14 protein-coding genes are annotated in these 16337 nt (G+C 40.9%); 11 read left to right on the top strand and 3 right to left on the bottom strand.

The genetic code is table 11. The annotated features are described in order from the left end of the window. The first annotated feature begins 8 nt into the window (after positions 1-8). The 11 genes from tmcC to BLT41_RS15030 all read left to right on the top strand — a co-directional run bounded on the left by tmcC (position 9) and on the right by BLT41_RS15030 (position 13617). Entirely contained in the window at positions 9-668 is a 660-nt protein-coding gene (gene tmcC / locus BLT41_RS15080; protein ID WP_092162619.1) for a TmcC family electron transfer complex membrane anchor subunit, read from the top strand. A 24-nt stretch (positions 669-692) separates the two neighbouring features. Then, on the top strand, positions 693-2009 hold the full coding sequence (gene tmcB / locus BLT41_RS15075; RefSeq protein WP_092162618.1) for an electron transfer complex ferredoxin TmcB: 1317 nt from the start codon (positions 693-695) through the stop codon (positions 2007-2009). A 13-nt stretch (positions 2010-2022) separates the two neighbouring features. Next, a complete protein-coding gene (gene tmcA / locus BLT41_RS15070; protein WP_092162617.1) occupies positions 2023-2427 on the top strand; it encodes an acidic tetraheme cytochrome c3 TmcA in 405 nt (134 codons plus the stop codon). Between the two features lie 144 nt (positions 2428-2571). Further along, complete coding sequence (locus BLT41_RS15065) at positions 2572-3174, top strand: DUF502 domain-containing protein (protein ID WP_092162616.1); 603 nt, start codon at positions 2572-2574, stop codon at positions 3172-3174. A 106-nt stretch (positions 3175-3280) separates the two neighbouring features. After that, complete coding sequence (locus tag BLT41_RS15060; RefSeq protein WP_092162615.1) at positions 3281-4933, top strand: glycosyltransferase family protein; 1653 nt, start codon at positions 3281-3283, stop codon at positions 4931-4933. A gap of 75 nt (positions 4934-5008) precedes the next feature. Continuing rightward, on the top strand, positions 5009-5365 hold the full coding sequence (locus tag BLT41_RS15055; protein WP_244512302.1) for an Hpt domain-containing protein: 357 nt from the start codon (positions 5009-5011) through the stop codon (positions 5363-5365). Between the two features lie 220 nt (positions 5366-5585). Continuing rightward, on the top strand, positions 5586-7568 hold the full coding sequence (locus tag BLT41_RS15050) for a HAMP domain-containing methyl-accepting chemotaxis protein (protein WP_092162614.1): 1983 nt from the start codon (positions 5586-5588) through the stop codon (positions 7566-7568). An 86-nt stretch (positions 7569-7654) separates the two neighbouring features. Beyond that, complete coding sequence (locus BLT41_RS15045; RefSeq protein ID WP_092162613.1) at positions 7655-8200, top strand: chemotaxis protein CheW; 546 nt, start codon at positions 7655-7657, stop codon at positions 8198-8200. Between the two features lie 475 nt (positions 8201-8675). Further along, on the top strand, positions 8676-10715 hold the full coding sequence (locus BLT41_RS15040; RefSeq protein ID WP_092162612.1) for a HAMP domain-containing methyl-accepting chemotaxis protein: 2040 nt from the start codon (positions 8676-8678) through the stop codon (positions 10713-10715). 86 nt (positions 10716-10801) lie between these two features. Then, on the top strand, positions 10802-11347 hold the full coding sequence (locus tag BLT41_RS15035) for a chemotaxis protein CheW (protein ID WP_092162611.1): 546 nt from the start codon (positions 10802-10804) through the stop codon (positions 11345-11347). Between the two features lie 320 nt (positions 11348-11667). Continuing rightward, complete coding sequence (locus tag BLT41_RS15030; protein WP_092162610.1) at positions 11668-13617, top strand: response regulator; 1950 nt, start codon at positions 11668-11670, stop codon at positions 13615-13617. Between the two features lie 15 nt (positions 13618-13632). Here the strand turns inward: BLT41_RS15030 and BLT41_RS15025 are convergent, their stop codons facing one another. From BLT41_RS15025 to BLT41_RS15015, 3 genes are read right to left on the bottom strand one after another with little or no spacing between them, the layout of a single operon-like run. Next, entirely contained in the window at positions 13633-14244 is a 612-nt protein-coding gene (locus BLT41_RS15025; RefSeq protein WP_092162609.1) for a MarC family protein, read from the bottom strand. A 15-nt stretch (positions 14245-14259) separates the two neighbouring features. Next, positions 14260-14913, bottom strand: a complete 654-nt coding sequence (locus BLT41_RS15020; protein WP_092162607.1) for an L-fuculose-phosphate aldolase — start codon at positions 14911-14913, stop codon at positions 14260-14262. Positions 14914-14949: 36 nt separating this feature from the next. After that, the gene (locus tag BLT41_RS15015) at positions 14950-16188 is read right to left on the bottom strand and encodes a M48 family metallopeptidase (RefSeq protein ID WP_092162606.1); all 1239 of its coding nucleotides are present in this window, start codon (positions 16186-16188) and stop codon (positions 14950-14952) included. Positions 16189-16337: the final 149 nt, after the last annotated feature.

Here is a 16337-nt window from a genome sequence, read left to right as displayed (position 1 = left end):
CAATACGCATGAACACTCTTTATGCATTCGTTGTAGGCCCTCTGGCGTGGATCGCCTGGGGCGTGTTTATTTTTGGTTCCTTATACAAGATGGTTTCAATGTACCAGCTTGCTAAAGAAAAGGACGCTTCGTCCTTGCATTACATGAGTTTTAAGTATGGAATGCGTTCAATTCTGCACTGGCTCAATCCTGTAGGAACCCTCGGTTGGCAGAGCAGTCCTTATACTGCAATGGTAACTTTTGTTTTTCACATTTGTCTTGTTATTGTTCCTTTGTTCCTTCTGGGACACGTGGTTCTCTGGGATCAGTTTTTCGGTATTACTTGGCCGACTCTCCCAGATACTGTTGCCGACATCATGTCCATCGTATTCGTAGCTTGCTGCATTTATTTTGGACTGCGCCGCTTTTTGCAGCCCGATGTTCGTTTTCTTACCACCGGTAAAGATTGGGTAGCTCTGGCTATTCCTTCTTTGACTTTCCTTTTCGGTGTTCTGGCATACCACCAGATCGGAAACGACAAGGTAATGCTTGTACTGCATATCCTTTGTGGAGAAATCATGCTTATCAGCATTCCTTTCTCCCGCCTCAGCCATATGTTGTTCGGCTTTTTCACTAGAGCCTACATGGGGTCTGAGTTCGGTGGCGTTCGCCGTACAAAGGATTGGTAACCACATCCCCAAAGGAGTATTCAAATGATTTTTGACAGGAAAATTGCGGATGCCGGGCTCGAACGGGGTGTGTCCCGTTTGACTCCTCAACGCATCGAAGAAACTCTAAGGCAGGTTCTCGAAGGAGAAACCGGAGCCAAGCTTAAGGTGTATGCAGAAACCTGCATGCGTTGCGGTTTGTGTTCTGAAGCCTGCCATTATTATATGTCCCATGACAAAGATCCTTCCTACTCTCCAGCAGGTAAGGTTCACATGACTTTGGGCGAAATATTACGCAAAGATTGTAAGGTTTCTCCTGAGTTTGTTTATCAGATGGCTCAGATTGCCTATACAGAGTGTAATCTCTGTCGTCGTTGTGTTCATTATTGTCCAATAGGAATTGATACTGGTTACATCATGAGTACTGTGCGCCGTATGTGCCACAAACTCGGTGTAATTCCTCAGTACCTTCAGGACACTGCAAATAGTCATTCTGTTACAATGAACCAGATGTGGCTGAAAGATGACGAATGGATGGATACCCTGCAATGGCAGGAAGATGAAGCCAGAGACGAAATGCCGGATCTTCGCATTCCTCTTGATAAGGAAGGCGCAGAAATCTATTATTCCGTTATTGCTCCTGAACCTAAGTTCCGTACTCAGTTAATCTATCAGGCTGCTTATATTATGAACACTGCCGGAGTTGATTTCACCATGCCTACCGAACCAGGCTGGGATAACTCCGATATGTGTATGTATTCCGGTGACTTTGAAATGATGGGACGACTTAAGAAACGTCATTTCGAATCAGCTCTTGATCTCAAGGTTAAAAAGATTGTTATGGGTGAGTGCGGTCACGCATTCCGCTCTGTTTATGATCAGGGTAACCGTTGGGACGGGTGGGATATGTATCCTATTGAAGTAGTCCATTCCGTGGAATTCTTCTGGGATCTCATCAATTCAGGTAAAATTAAAATTCGTGAAAAGTTCAAAGAGCCGATCACCATACACGATCCTTGCAATATTATTCGCGGACGTGGTTTGATGGAACAGTCTCGTAAACTTGCTCATGCACTTTGTGAAAACGTAGTGGAAATGCACCCTAACCTTGAGCATAACTATTGTTGTACTGCAGGTGGTGGTGTTATCAACTGTGGTCCTCCATTTAAAAATGTCAGAATGAAAGGTAACAGAGTTAAGGCTGAGCAGTTAAAAGCTACCGGCGTAAAGACTATCCTTGCACCTTGTCATAACTGTCACGGTGGGCTTGAAGATATAGTCCATTACTATGAACTTGGCATGGACATTAAATTCTTCGGCGATCTTATCTATGAACTCATGGAAAAGCCTGAAGTGGAATAGGAGGAAGATTACAATGTTAAAAAGAGTATTAACTATCGCGGCAGTTGTCGCCTGTGTCTTTCTCTATATGGTTCCCGCATTCTGTCAGGATGATATAACATTCCTGCTGGATCCGGCTTTTGTTCATCCCGAAAGACCTGCTGCTGTGTTCGTTCATGATGGGCACAACGAAAAGGCCGGTATCGAAGATTGCGCAACTTGTCATCATGTATGGGCAGACGGAAAGATTGTTGAAGACGAAAGTTCCGAAGACCAGAAATGTTCATCCTGTCATCAGGTTAAACCTGAAGCTGGAAAAACAGGACTTCGTAATGGTTATCACAAACTTTGCTCAAACTGTCATATCGAGAAAGATAAAGGACCTGTAACTTGCGCCGGATGTCATCCAAACGGCGGAGCTGCTCCTGCCGGGCATTAGTCCAGAGTCAGCTTAATTGTTAATGAGAAAAGCCGCCCCTCCGTATGGAAGGGCGGCTTTTATTTTTTTGAGTAGAGTGAGTATTAAGATTAGTAGCGGAAGAATTTTGTATAGGGTATGTTTTCCTTAATAGGAGGATAACCCGTGAAATCGATTGCCGACTTTTTTAAATCAGCTGTTATGGGTGGTTTTTTTGTTTTGCTTCCCATTTGTGTAATAGCTTTTCTCATATACGAAGGTATTGAGATATTTATAGCCTTTACGGATGAGATGACTGACGCTCTCGGGCTTGAAGGCCCCTTGCTTCATGCGCTTATTTTATTAGCAGGAGCTGTCGTAGTTATTTTGATTTGCTTTGTGGTCGGTATGATCATCAGAACAAAGGTTGGAGGGTATTCGGTAGGTTTGCTTGATAGACTGCTGGGTAAGGTTCCTTTGTTTAACATTATTAAGAGAGTGATTGACCAGACCAGTGGAGCTGGTACTGAAAATTTTGCACCTGTTTTATTCACTCTTTCAGGTGGGGAAGTTTCCGTTCTGGGCCTTTTCATTGAGCGAAGCGGTGAAAATATGGCCGTGGTTTTTGTTCCGTCCTCTCCGACCTCCGGAGTCGGTCACGTTGTTCAGGTGCCTTATAATAATATGCAGTTTTTAGACGCATCCCTTCTTTCTGTTGTGGATGGACTCATGAATTGGGGCAATGGTCTTGGGAAGTCTTTTGCAACAATTAAGGTGAAAGATAGTTAGAGAGCATTGCATAACTGTCCGCTGGTGTCGTTGCTACAAAACAGCAGGCAATTTTCGGACGAGCAATTTCTTTAAAGTTAAGGATCATTAGGTTATAGAATCCGTTATGAAGAAATTGTTTTTAATCAATTGCCGCAAGCCGATGGTCGATGCGTTCAAAGCCGCAGGGCATGACGTTCGCTATATTTTTACTGCTGAACGTGACGTAGATGTTCCCTGTGAGTTGGATAAGCTTGGATTTCATCCTGATATTCTTTTGCAGCAGGAGTCACTTGGCAGCAGAGTTTTTTTACACGGTTTAGCTTCAGTTAAATGCGTGCGGTTGTTCTGGTCGGTTGATACTCATATGAACATGCACTGGCACGGTTTGTATGGATCAATGTTTGATGGTGTGCTGACGACTCAGAAGAAATATGTTTCACAGCTTGAGAAAGTCTGCACCGCGAAAATTTGCTGGGTTCCGTGGATGGGGGGACGTCTTGGGCCGGAGACCGGTACTGAGGCAGGGCTTATTCCTTATACTAAGCGTGAGCACGAGCTTACTTTTGTCGGGCGGGTGTCACCGCAACGGCCTTCGCGGAAGTGGTTTGTTGATTTTTTGAAGACCAATTACAATTTGAATATGGTAGATGGTTTGAATTATTCTCAGATGATGTCTCTTTATAAAGAGACTCGAATTGTTCCGAATGAGGCTCTTTTCGGAGAAGTTAACTTTAGGCTGTTTGAGGGCTGCTCCTGCGGGTGCGCTGTTGTTACGCCGTTTGTGGGTGATGAGTTGGGAGAGCTTTTTGAGGATGGTAAAGAAATTGCTGTTTATAATAATGTTTTAGAACTGAAAGATATACTTGACCGTTTTAAGGTTAATCCTAAGTTGGCAGCTTCAATGGGGCTGGCTGCGTATGAACGTATTTTGCGAGATCATATGCCGGCCAACAGGGTTGCGAAAATTTTAGATTTTGCGCAGGAAATTGTTCCTCGAAGTATTAATGAATCGGAATCCGATTTTTTATATTATCAGACGCAGGCAGTTCTTGGAGAAAGCGGAGATAGAACTGTTTCATGGAAGATTGTAATCGAAGGTTTAAAGAGAGGCGGACCCGGAATCCAGAGTGATGCAGCCTTACTTCGTATTTTTGCGAAAGGGCGGATGACGAAGGAATTTATGGATACCGCTAATTTATATTTAAACAGTGAGACGGGGAACGACGACTGTTATTTCAACATGTCTGCTTCGGTAGGTAGTAATAAAATTGGAAACTGGGATCTGGCTAAATATTTTTGGTATCGTTATTGTGCAAAGGTCAGGCCCGGTAAAGAAGAGAAGCCATTAGACATAGTCCATTTGCTTATGCTTTGGGGGCAGGAACTATCTCGAGTCGGAACAGATATAAGATCCGGTGTGCTTTTTAACGAAGAGAAGGATTTGCCAGCCTGTGCAGCGGATTGTTATCTTGTGGCGTTACATCTTGATCCTGAGAATCTTGAAGTCTATAGAAGTCTTGAATCATTACTTGCCGGAATCGCCGGGGCAGAGTCTATGCGACTGGGATTTTTGTCTCATTTGTCCCTGCACCGTCCTGATGACTGGAGAATCAGCGCAGAACTGGGAATAGTTAATTTGAAGGTTTTTAGGTTGGATGAGGGGCTTTCTGAATTGGAAAATTCTAAAAAGAAAGCGATGGTTGCAGGGTGTGAACGATTCTGGATTCGTAAAATTGAAAAAGAAGTTAACATAAATTTTGAAATAGTTAATTCTTGAGATATATGGTAAATTTTAGTCTTAAGTTTAACAGTGCCGATTTAATATTTAATTTGTTGCAAATGGTAAATAACTATGATGTCGAGTGAAGTTTTTAATGAGGCGGCGTTTTTTAATCATCTTGGTGGTGATAGAGAGTTGGGAGCGGAAATACTTGATGTGTATCTGATTGATGCTCCAGACCGGCTCCGTTCGCTTTCAGAGGCTGTTGAGAAGAATGACCAGAATCTTGTAATTAAATATTCTCATGCTCTTAAAGGAATATCTGCAACAATACGTGCTGAAAAAATTGCCCGCATTTCTGAGATAATTGAATTGGCAGCAAGACAAGGCGACTTTGAGAAAGTGAGAGCGTGCTTTCCGGATATTGTAAATGAGCTGGAAAAAACTTTAAAAGTGCTGAAAGAATATTTGGGTGTACACAAAAACTGATTTTTGAAAATTTTGTGAATTTAGATTTTGTAAAAACCTTCCGATTGTTTCGGAAGGTTTTTTTACGATATGGTTTAGGGAAATTAAAAATTTGAATAATTAAGTTTGATAAGCAAACTATTAAATTGTTTCAGATAAATAGCAGGTATGGTAAAGAATAAAAACGCGACGTAGTTATTTTATTTATTATTTTAGCGCTGAGATGGCGCAGGGGTTAGGCATGTTTAAAAATCTTAAGCTTGGGTGGAAAATTGGCGGTGGATTCGGAATTGTACTCATACTTACCCTTTTAGTTGGTTCTGTCGGGTGGTTGGGGATGTCTAAAGTCTCTGAGCAATCCGATCAGACTAGTATTGTTAACAAAGTTGTACGAGATGTTTATTCTGCACGGTTGATGGTTTTATATTATACTCTAAAAGGTACTCCAGATTATATAGACTCCTTTCATGATTCCATTGGCGAATTGAGCAAGGGTTTTTTAGACAATAAAGAAAAATTTTCAGGTAAAAGACATACTGAGATTGTCGATATTTCAAAAAATGTGCAGGAGTATGCAGATGCTTTTGATGGTTACGTGCTGGCCAGCAAAGAAAAGGATGAAGCTCTCGGGAGTTGCCTTGTAGCAGTAGATAAAATCTATAATTCTTTAAATGCGATGGATAAAGATAGTAAGCTACAAGTTCAGAATAACCGGAGTTTACAAGGTCTCGATGGCAATTCTGATGAATCTTTTTTATTTTATACTAAAATAATTGATATGGACCGTTCCTTTCGCAACGCGCGTAGCGTTGCCAAGTCCTTTTTGGGAAGTGGATCTGAAAATGATTTGAAATCTGTAAGGCTATATATTGCCGAAATTATTGATGTGGCTGATTTTTTGCGCAAGAGTGCATACGTCACTAAGGAAAAAGCTGAGAGAGTTGCAGAGTTAGCTAGTACCGCACGGAGGTACCTCGAAGGTATTAATTTAATAGCTGAAAAACTGAAAGTTCAAAATAGTAAACTTAAGGAAATGGTTGCTGTAGGTGAACATGTATTAGTTTTAAGTCACGATATTTTGATATCCCAAGAAGCAGAATCTGCAAAAGTAATTAGTTCCGCTCTTTCTGTTATAGCCATTGGCCTAGCGATAGCATTGCTGGCTGGTATCATCACAACTTTGATCATAACAAAAGCTATAACAGGGCCAGTTAGACTGGGGGTTTCTTTCACAGAAAGGATGGCAGCTGGAGATTTTACGCAATTTTTAAATGTGAATCAGAAGGATGAAATCGGAATACTTGCAACCGCCTTGAATGACATGGTGAGCAAACTTTCTTCCGTTGTTACTGAAGTTGGAAGTTCTACTGAAAATGTTGCCGCGGGAAGTGAAGAGTTGTCTGCAACTGCTGAAAATCTTTCACAGGCTTCAACTGAACAGGCTGCGAATGTTGAAGAAGTTTCTTCATCTATCGAAGAAATGACCGCGAATATCAGGCAGAATGCTGAAAATGCTCATGAGACTGAGCGAATCGCATTGCAGTCTGCAAAGCAGGCAGAAGATGGCGGAGCCGCAGTAACTCAGGCTGTTGTTGCAATGAAAAATATTGCGGAAAAAATATCTATTATTGAAGAAATTGCCCGTCAAACCAACTTGCTTGCTCTTAATGCTGCAATTGAGGCAGCTCGTGCAGGTGAGCATGGTAAAGGGTTTGCTGTTGTAGCTGCAGAAGTTCGAAAATTAGCTGAGCGAAGCGGTGCCGCAGCAGGTGAAATCGGAGAACTTTCATCCAAAACTGTAAGTGTTGCTGAAAAAGCCGGAGAAATGCTTAACCAGCTGGTCCCGGATATCAAGCGGACATCAGAATTAGTTCAGGAGATAGCGGCTGGAAGCAATGAGCAGCTTTCCGGGGCAGAGCAGATCAATAAGGCTGTTCAGCAGCTTGATCAGGTGACTCAGCAAAATGCTTCTGCTTCCGAGGAAATGGCTTCCACTTCGGAAGAATTATCGAGTCAGGCAGAGCAGCTTCAGCAAGTAATGAGCTTCTTCAGGGTTAGTTCGCAATCTTCAGCACCAATGAGAGCATTGCCTTCTCATCGTCCTCCTGTGCGTAAGGTTCCTGCGTTTAAAGCTATGCCCACTGAAAAGCCGGTCAGAAAATCATCAGGAGTCGCACTTGATATGAGTGGAGATTTTTCAGATTCAGATTTTGAAAAGTTCTGATAATTACTGGATGAAGACTTGTTCTTTAATTGGTATATGCTGAGTTGAAATATAAATGGTTATTATTTAAATAAAGCAGGTAAGTGATGGGCGATGAAATGAACAGCACAATGAATCAGTATCTGACCTTTACCTTGAATAAAGATATCTATGCCCTTGATATCTCAAGTGTCAGGGAAGTTCTGGAGTTAACTCCTATAACTCGGATTCCAAGGACCCCGACGTTTATGAGGGGAGTTATTAATCTACGTGGACATGCTGTACCTGTAGTCGATATGCGGCTTAAATTCGGTATGAGCAAGACTGAGGATACGATAAACACTTGTATCATTATTGTTGAAGTCCTTTTTGATGGTGATAGCACTGTTATGGGCGCTCTTGCGGATTCAGTCAGGGAAGTTATTGAGTTTACGGAGGATATGATTGAAGAACCTCCTAGAATGGGCACGACAATCAAGACTGATTTTATTCGCGGAATGGGTAAACAGGATGATGACTTTGTTATAATCCTTGATATTAATAAGATCTTATCCGTGGAAGAGCTTGCTATGCTTAAGAGTGCACCTCACGAACCTTCTGCTGAAGTTGTTCCTGAAGTAAACCCAAAGCAAGGCATGACTCTTAATCTTTAAATTAATTACGTATATTTAATTATACGGTATTTATCCATACAATGGTCAGTATAAGGCCCGCCCTCGTTTTTTCGGGGGCGGGCTTTAATTATGTTCTCTAATAAACTGATGACGAAGGTTTGTTGAATTGCAAATGGTAGATAGCAATGATGTCGAGTGAAGTTTTTAATAAGGCGGCGTTTTTTTGTCATCTTGGTGGTGATAGAGAGTTGGGAACTGAAAGAATATTTGGGCGTACACGAAAACCGATTTTTGAAATTCTTGTGAATTCAGGTTTTGTTAAAAAACTCTTTCCGATTGTATCGGAAGGGGTTTTTTTATGATATTCTTCAGGGTAATTTTAAATTCGAATAATTAAGTTTGATAAGCAATCTATTAAAGTGTTTCAGATAAATGGCAGGTATGTTACAGAAGAAAACAGAGGTAGAGTTATTTTATCTATTATTTTAGCGCTGAGATGGCGCAGGGGTAAGGTATGTTTAAGAATATGAGATTGGGACTAAAACTTGGGTTAAGCTTTGCGTTGATGATTTTACTGACCGCTATAATGGCTTTTGTCGGATTCAATGGAATGACAGGGGTTCAAGAGCGGGTCGACAAAGCAGATGATGTTAATCGTATGGTTAGATCTCTTCTTGAAGTAAGGATTGATGAAAAGAATTTTATGCTGCGTGGTGATGAAAAATTTTTAAAAGAGCATCAGAATAATATTTCTGACATTAAAGCTCTGATTGCAGCGACAGACAAAAAATTTACTAATAAAATAAATAATGATCAGATGGCTGCAGTTAATGGGGCTGTAACTGAATATGAAAAAGCTTTTTCTGATTATGTTTCACTTGTCACCGAGCGAACTAAAACTATGGAGATGATGAGATCTGAAGCTCGTTCAGCGCTTAAGGAACTTGAGCAGATTAGATCTGATCAGAAAAAACAGCTTGATGGAATCATGACTGATACCAGATCGCATATTGCAAGTGCGATGCAGAGTGGACAAACAGATCAGATTGGGGGGCTTTATCAGAAAGGGCAAGCCGGTATTGATGATAAGCTTCAAAAGGCTGATGATGCCAATAGATCTATCAAGTGGTTTATTACAACCCGTAAGAATGAGAAAGAGTACATAATTTCTTCCGACAGTAAATATTTAGATATGGTTAAAAATGATGTGGCAAACATTGTTGAACTTATGAATGATCTGTCTGGAAGATTTTCAAATCCAGTCAATGTTGCTCAGGTTCAGTCCATTTTAAAAGCAATTACTGGTTATGAGGAGAATTTTATAAATTATACAAATTTAATGAATGATCAAGTGCTGGCAGAGAAACAGATGGTTGTCGCTGCACGTAAAGCTGAAAATGAATGCCGTGACGCCCGCGCTGATCAGAAAGCAAAGATGCTTAGTCAAATGGATTTCTCGAATATGATTTTGGTGGTTGGAGCCTGTATAGCTCTGGTTCTCGGAGTTCTTACTGCAATCCTTCTGACAAGAGGAATTACCGGACCTATTGGTATGGGTGTAACTTTTGCACAACGTATGGCTCAAGGAGATTTCACAAGAACTCTGGATATAGATCAGAAGGATGAAATCGGAATACTTGCAACCGCCTTGAATAACATGGTGAGCAAACTTTCTTCCGTTGTTACTGAAGTTGGCAGTTCTACTGAAAATGTTGCCGCGGGAAGTGAAGAGTTGTCTGCAACCGCTGAAAATCTTTCACAGGCTTCAACTGAACAGGCTGCGAATGTTGAAGAAGTTTCTTCTTCTATCGAAGAAATGACCGCGAATATCAGGCAGAATGCTGAAAATGCTCATGAGACTGAGCGGATTGCGTTGCAGTCTGCAAAGCAGGCAGAAGATGGCGGGGCCGCAGTAACTCAGGCTGTCGTTGCAATGAAAAATATTGCAGAAAAAATATCTATTATTGAAGAGATTGCCCGTCAAACCAACTTGCTTGCTCTTAATGCTGCAATTGAGGCAGCTCGTGCAGGTGAGCATGGTAAAGGGTTTGCCGTTGTAGCTGCAGAAGTCAGGAAGCTGGCGGAACGAAGTGGAGAAGCCGCCGGAGAAATAGGTGATCTTTCTTCAACCACCGTGAATGTTGCTGAAAAAGCCGGAGAAATGCTTAACCAGTTGGTTTCGTTCTGGTCAGAATTAGTTCAGGAGATAGCGGCTGGAAGCAATGAGCAGCTTTCCGGGGCAGAGCAGATCAATAAGGCGGTTCAGCAGCTTGATCAGGTGACTCAGCAAAATGCTTCTGCTTCCGAGGAAATGGCTTCCACTTCAGAAGAATTATCGAGTCAGGCAGAGCAGCTTCAGCAGGTAATGAGCTTCTTCAGGGTTGGCTCGCAATCTTCAGCACCAATGAGAGCATTGCCTTCTCATCGTCCTCCAGTACGTAAGGTTCCTGAGTTTAAGACTGTGGCGACTGAAAAGCCAGCCAGAGATAAATCACCAGGAGTCGCACTTGATATGAGTGGAGATTTTTCAGATTCAGATTTTGAAAAATTCTAATAATTATTGGATGAAGTTTTAATCTTTAATTGTTATATGCTGAGTTGAAATAAAATTGATTGTTATTTAAATAAAGCAGGTAAGTGATGAGTGATGAAATGAACAGCACAATGAATCAGTATCTGACCTTTACCTTGAATAAAGATATCTATGCTCTTGATATCTCAAGTGTCAGGGAAGTTCTGGAATTGACTCCTATAACTCGGATTCCAAGGACTCCGAAGTTTATGAGGGGAGTTATTAATCTACGTGGACATGCTGTACCTGTCGTCGATATGCGGCTTAAATTCGGTATGAGCAAGACTGAGGATACTATAAACACTTGTATCATCATTGTTGAAGTCCTTTTTGATGGTGATAGCACTGTTATGGGCGCTCTTGCGGATTCAGTCAGGGAAGTTATTGAGTTTACGGAAGATATGATTGAAGAACCTCCTAGAATGGGCACTACGATTAAGACTGATTTTATTCGCGGAATGGGTAAACAGGATGATGATTTTGTCATAATCCTTGATATTAATAAGATCTTATCCGTGGAAGAGCTTGCTATGCTTAAGAGTGCGCATCAGGAGTCTTCCGCTGAAGCTGTTCCCGAGGTAAACCCAGAGCAAGGCATGACTCTTAATCTTTAAATTAATTAAGTATATTTAACTATACGGTATTTTATCCATACAACGGTCAACCATGTGGCCCGCCCTCGTTTTTCGGGGGTGGGCTTTAATTATGCTATCTAAAAAACTGATGACGAAGATTTGTTGAATTGTATTGCTTGATGAGACATAGTTAAGCACATATATATTGTTTGATTATTTATTCTTAAATGGGATAAATGCTTGCTATACAGTATGTAGTGAAATAGAGTGCTTTTTTAATATTGAGTAATTAAATTGATTTATAATTTATTAATAGTGTCTCAAAAATAATTACATGCAAGAGTAATGATAATTCTGCCATGCAACGTATCTTTTATAGTACCTTATTCGCAATTTCTCTCTTAGGGGCCTTTTTAGCAGGCATTCTGCATGCAGCGTATCCTGTTGTTGCATTAATTTGCGCAATTGGAGCGATAAGTGTTTTAATTTTTGGAATAACTCTTGTTGGGAGAGCATGGGGCCATAGAAATAAAGTAAATGAAGATTTCTATTCTGAGATAATGCGTAATGCTGATGTCGGATTATATCGGGCGGATCTTAATGGTAAGTGTTTATACACAAACGATTGTTTTGAAAGTTTATCTAAATGTTTTAGTAAGTTAAATAAAAATAAAGAACAGGGGATTATATTTCCTCTTTGTGAAGGCTCCGAGAAACGTAAGGCTTTTATGGATCAGCTTTTATCTGGTGGTGAAGTTCAAGGATTTGAGTCCTGTGTTTCGGTAGCGAATGAGAAATTTATTCATATTACCGAGGATGCTAAACTTCTATTCGATTTGAACGGGACCCCCTCAGGTTTTGTCGGAGTGGTAAAAAATATTTCGGATATTAAGAGAATTGAGAAAGAGCTGGCACTGGAAAAGAGTTATTTGACAGCAGTGATGGATAATTCCCCTGAAAGTGTTTTTATTGAAGACCTTGAAGGTAAATTTTTGAAAGTTAACCGTGTTTTTGCGGATCATGCCGGGGTGGATAACCCTGAGCTTTGTGTGGGCAGTAACGTTTATAATTATCTTTCTCCTCAGTTATCCACAGCTCTTTTAGATGATATTTCAAATGTTGTATTAACGGGAGAGGATAGTTCTTTTATGCTCTCTGCAGATGATAGTCAGGGAAATGGTCTAAATCTTGATGTTCAGCACTCCTTGTTTAGAAATTCAGAGGGAGAACCAGCCGCTATTATCGGGTATGCCAGAAAGGTTGAAAGCAAGGTAGAGAGTGTATCAGACATTCCTTTTTGTTTAAGCAACCTGTGTCATGAATTGAGAACTCCCTTCGTTGGTATAATTGGAAGTTTAAAGGCACTTAATGATGAAGATTTGCCGCAAAGTGCTAAGCCTTATGCTTTTAAGGCTTTGAAATCAGCAGAAAGATTTAAGGATGCACTTAATGGTTTTTTGCACGATTTTTCAGGTGAAAAATCTGTTGTCACTGGAAATAGCTTGTTTAATCCAGCCACTGCCTTTTCAAAGATATTGGATATATATATTCCCGCCGTTGAACTTGAAGGTAAGAGTATTGAACTTATTATTACTAAAAATATTCCAGAAAAAATTTTAGGAAACAGCCAGGAACTGTCACAGGCTCTTTTCGGCCTGATTGGTAACGGGCTATCCCTCATGAAGGGAACAAAGCTTGTCGCAGGAATTGATATGCAGAGCTTAGCTGTAAACAAAGCTATATTTTCTTTTTTTGTTACTGACAGTTTAAGTGGAAGTATTGAATTTAGCGACAATCAATTGTCGAATGGATTTAAGGATGCGGTCAATAAAATTGAGGGAGAAGTTTATTCTCAATTGGATAATAATTTTACAATCGGGTTCAAGGTAGAAACCGGCTTTATTGTCGGTTCGGCAGACGAAGTAGAGAGTTTTGCGAGTATAAAGAAGAGTATTTTGCTGGCAGAAGACGATATAAGCAGTCAGTTTATGATGCGGAAAAAGCTTGAGAAATGGGGCTATACTGTACGCACTGCTTCTACAGGAATTGAGGTTTTAACGTGCTTAAAAGATAGGGCTTACGATCTTGTGCTGATGGATATCCAAATGCCGGAGATGGACGGTTTTGAAGCAATAAAAACTATTCGTGATAACGAGTCAGGCAAAGAGCGGGTACCAATTGTTGTGCTTAGTGGCTACGGCGCTGACATTAATACCGAGCAAATGGCTTTGCTGGGTATTAATGAATTTATTACTAAGCCGATACGGATGGAAGTACTTAAAGATATGATCTCTAAGTACTTAAATTAAAAAATAAATTTACGCTTATTTCGTGAGCACATTCCTGATATAAAATTCAATCCCGTCTTCAAGCATTTGCACTGAAAGAAGAATCAGAATCAGTCCCATAAGCCTTTCACAAGCCCTTAGTCCGCGTTTACCCAGAAAGCTGGCTAAAGTCGGCCCGATCATCATAATACCGAATGATACACCCCACGCCAGCATTACTCCCGCCAGTACGGTCAGGGTTGCGCTTTCTTTGGAGCCGTAAACCATGACTGCTGCCAAAAGGGATGGACCGGCAAAGAGCGGAACAGCTATGGGAACAATGAAAGGGTCTTTTTCAGGTGCAATTTTTAAGTTGTCCGGCTGTGGGAAGACCATTTTCATGGAAATGATGAAGAGGATTACCCCACCTGCGATACGGAGCGTTGACTGATGAATATTGAGCATCTTCATGAGTCCGGAGCCAAGGTACATGAAAAGGATGATGATACCCAGCGCAAATAGAAGTTCTCTTAAAAGTATTTTTCTCTGACGTGCAGGCGAAAACTCTTTCAGCATCGACAGGCACGTTGGAAGATTACCCAACGGGTCCATGATAAGAATGAGAGGAAAGGCGATTTCGATTATCGCGCGAATTGTTTCGTACTGCATGGGGAGATTCCTTTCTTATTTTTTTCCGCCGGCTTGACCGTACGTTGAAAATTTTTCGATTACTTTATTCATTTCATTTTCGGGAACTATTACAGGAGTGCCGACGGAAAGGGCTTGAATATAAATTCTGGCGACAAGCTCAAGCTCTTCGGCGGCATCAAATGCGTTCTGTATAGCGGCTCCTACAGTAATCAGGCCGTGGTTTGCAAGCAGAACCGCGTTGTAATTTTCAATGGTATTGATGACGTTTTCAGCAAGTTCCGGGGAGCCGAAAGTTGCATATGGTGCAAGGGGAACTTTATTACCTGCAAAACCTACGAGATAATGAACAGCAGGTAGTTCCATGTTCAGGCAGGCTACAGTTGAAGCATAGACTGAATGTGTATGGACTACTGCATTAATGTCCGTGCGATGTTTGTATAGCGCAGTGTGAAATCCGGCTTCGCTAGAAGGCGTCCGGTTTGAATCGTGTATTTTCCCGTCAAGGTCCATAACAACAACATCGGCAGGTGTGGTTTCAAGGTAATTCAGTCCACTGGCGCTTATGGCTATTAATCCTTTTTCACGGTTTAAAACGCTTAGGTTTCCGCCTGTCCCTGTCGTTAATCCCGCTTCAATCATTTTACGGCCATATTTTACAACGGAATTTCTTTCATCTTCGAGCAGCATTGTAGTAGTCCTTATCTTTTTATTTGAAATAATTAATTATGCATTGTGTGACTTTAAATTTTCAATTCGTTTCAAAACCGGTGGATGGCTGTATTCAAGCCAGACATAGAAAGGATGCGGAGTAAGATTTGACAGATTGCTTGCAGATAATTTTTTTAAAGCTCCGATAAGGGCAAATGGAGCCTTGGTAGTTTCCGCTGCGAAATTATCCGCTTCAAATTCATGTTTGCGAGATTTAGCATTGCTGAAAACAGAGAGTACCACTGATACGGGGGTGTATAGAAGCGCAAAGAATATCAAGCCAGCATGAATGGAAATGTTCTGCATGCCGAAGGCCGCAAATAAATCCTTATTGCCAAGAAAAAAAGACATAAGCAGAAAAACTATACCGGTATTTATTATGCTCATGAGGATCATTTTGCGGATATGGCCCAGTTTGCTGTGACCTATTTCGTGAGCAAGTACCGCAACAATTTCATCTGTTGAAAGTTCTTTGATAAGTGTGTCGAAAAGGGCAATCCGTTTCTTCTTACCGAATCCTGTGAAGTATGCGTTGGCTTTTGTGGAACGTTTAGAACCGTCAATCATGAAAATGCCGGAAATTTCAAAGCCGTTATTTTTTGCAAATTGCCCTATTTTATCTTTAAGTTCACCTTCTTCAAGAGGGGTGAATTTGTTGAACAGAGGGAGAATCCATGTGGGGGCTATATATTGAATTGCAAGAGTCACAACGACAATGAACAGCCAGCACCAAGCCCATGCAAATTGTCCGGCAAGGCTGAAAAAGAGTAGGATTCCGCTTAAAAGGATTCCTCCGATAATTCCTCCGAGAAGGTATCCTTTTATTTTATCCATGAAGAATGTTTTCAAATTGGTTTTGTTGAACCCGAATTTCTCTTCGATCACAAAGGTTTGGTATAGTGAAAATGGCAATGATATCAAATCGCTGAGGATTGCCAGTCCTGCAAAAAAAATCAGCCCTGTGATAATTTCATTATATCCGAAATTGGTTGCCCATATATCGAGGATGTTAAATCCTCCGCAAATCATGAATAATAAAGTTACCAGAGTCATAAAAGTGCTGGATATGTTTTCGAAACCTATACCCGCTTTAGTATAGTCTTGAGATTTACGATATTTATCAGCGTCGAATGTTCCTTTAAATTCCTCCGGAAGTTCGGGAGAAAGGGCGCTACGATTCAGCTTTCTGGAAATCAGGCCTAAAAGGCAGGCCGCAGTCAAAGAGAATATTATGATAAAAAAGTATATGTTCATTTTTTTTTGTTTTTTTTTTAGGGTTTAGATTTTATATCAAGGGCGTAAAACTACCTTGTAGGCAGTGGGGCGTCAATCTGCTAAATAGATATTGTGCGTGTAGTTCTTTTTAATTAAAAATAAGGGCTTTATAGCTTTCGTGAGTTGAG

Origin of the sequence: Maridesulfovibrio ferrireducens (genome assembly GCF_900101105.1) — a bacterium.
GTDB classification, from domain to species: domain Bacteria; phylum Desulfobacterota; class Desulfovibrionia; order Desulfovibrionales; family Desulfovibrionaceae; genus Maridesulfovibrio; species Maridesulfovibrio ferrireducens.
This window is presented reverse-complemented; position numbering and strand designations above follow the sequence as displayed.

Excerpts from the sequence above, each read along its gene's own strand:
- tmcC (WP_092162619.1), top strand. The coding sequence starts at position 9 with ATGAACACTCTTTATGCATTCGTTGTAGGCCCTCTGGCGTGGATCGCC.
- tmcB (WP_092162618.1), top strand. The coding sequence starts at position 693 with ATGATTTTTGACAGGAAAATTGCGGATGCCGGGCTCGAACGGGGTGTG.
- tmcA (WP_092162617.1), top strand. The coding sequence starts at position 2,023 with ATGTTAAAAAGAGTATTAACTATCGCGGCAGTTGTCGCCTGTGTCTTT.
- BLT41_RS15060 (WP_092162615.1), top strand. The coding sequence starts at position 3,281 with ATGAAGAAATTGTTTTTAATCAATTGCCGCAAGCCGATGGTCGATGCG.
- BLT41_RS15055 (WP_244512302.1), top strand. The coding sequence starts at position 5,009 with ATGATGTCGAGTGAAGTTTTTAATGAGGCGGCGTTTTTTAATCATCTT.
- BLT41_RS15050 (WP_092162614.1), top strand. The coding sequence starts at position 5,586 with ATGTTTAAAAATCTTAAGCTTGGGTGGAAAATTGGCGGTGGATTCGGA.
- BLT41_RS15045 (WP_092162613.1), top strand. The coding sequence starts at position 7,655 with ATGGGCGATGAAATGAACAGCACAATGAATCAGTATCTGACCTTTACC.
- BLT41_RS15040 (WP_092162612.1), top strand. The coding sequence starts at position 8,676 with ATGTTTAAGAATATGAGATTGGGACTAAAACTTGGGTTAAGCTTTGCG.
- BLT41_RS15035 (WP_092162611.1), top strand. The coding sequence starts at position 10,802 with ATGAGTGATGAAATGAACAGCACAATGAATCAGTATCTGACCTTTACC.
- BLT41_RS15030 (WP_092162610.1), top strand. The coding sequence starts at position 11,668 with ATGCAACGTATCTTTTATAGTACCTTATTCGCAATTTCTCTCTTAGGG.
- BLT41_RS15025 (WP_092162609.1), bottom strand. The coding sequence starts at position 14,244 with ATGCAGTACGAAACAATTCGCGCGATAATCGAAATCGCCTTTCCTCTC.
- BLT41_RS15020 (WP_092162607.1), bottom strand. The coding sequence starts at position 14,913 with ATGCTGCTCGAAGATGAAAGAAATTCCGTTGTAAAATATGGCCGTAAA.
- BLT41_RS15015 (WP_092162606.1), bottom strand. The coding sequence starts at position 16,188 with ATGAACATATACTTTTTTATCATAATATTCTCTTTGACTGCGGCCTGC.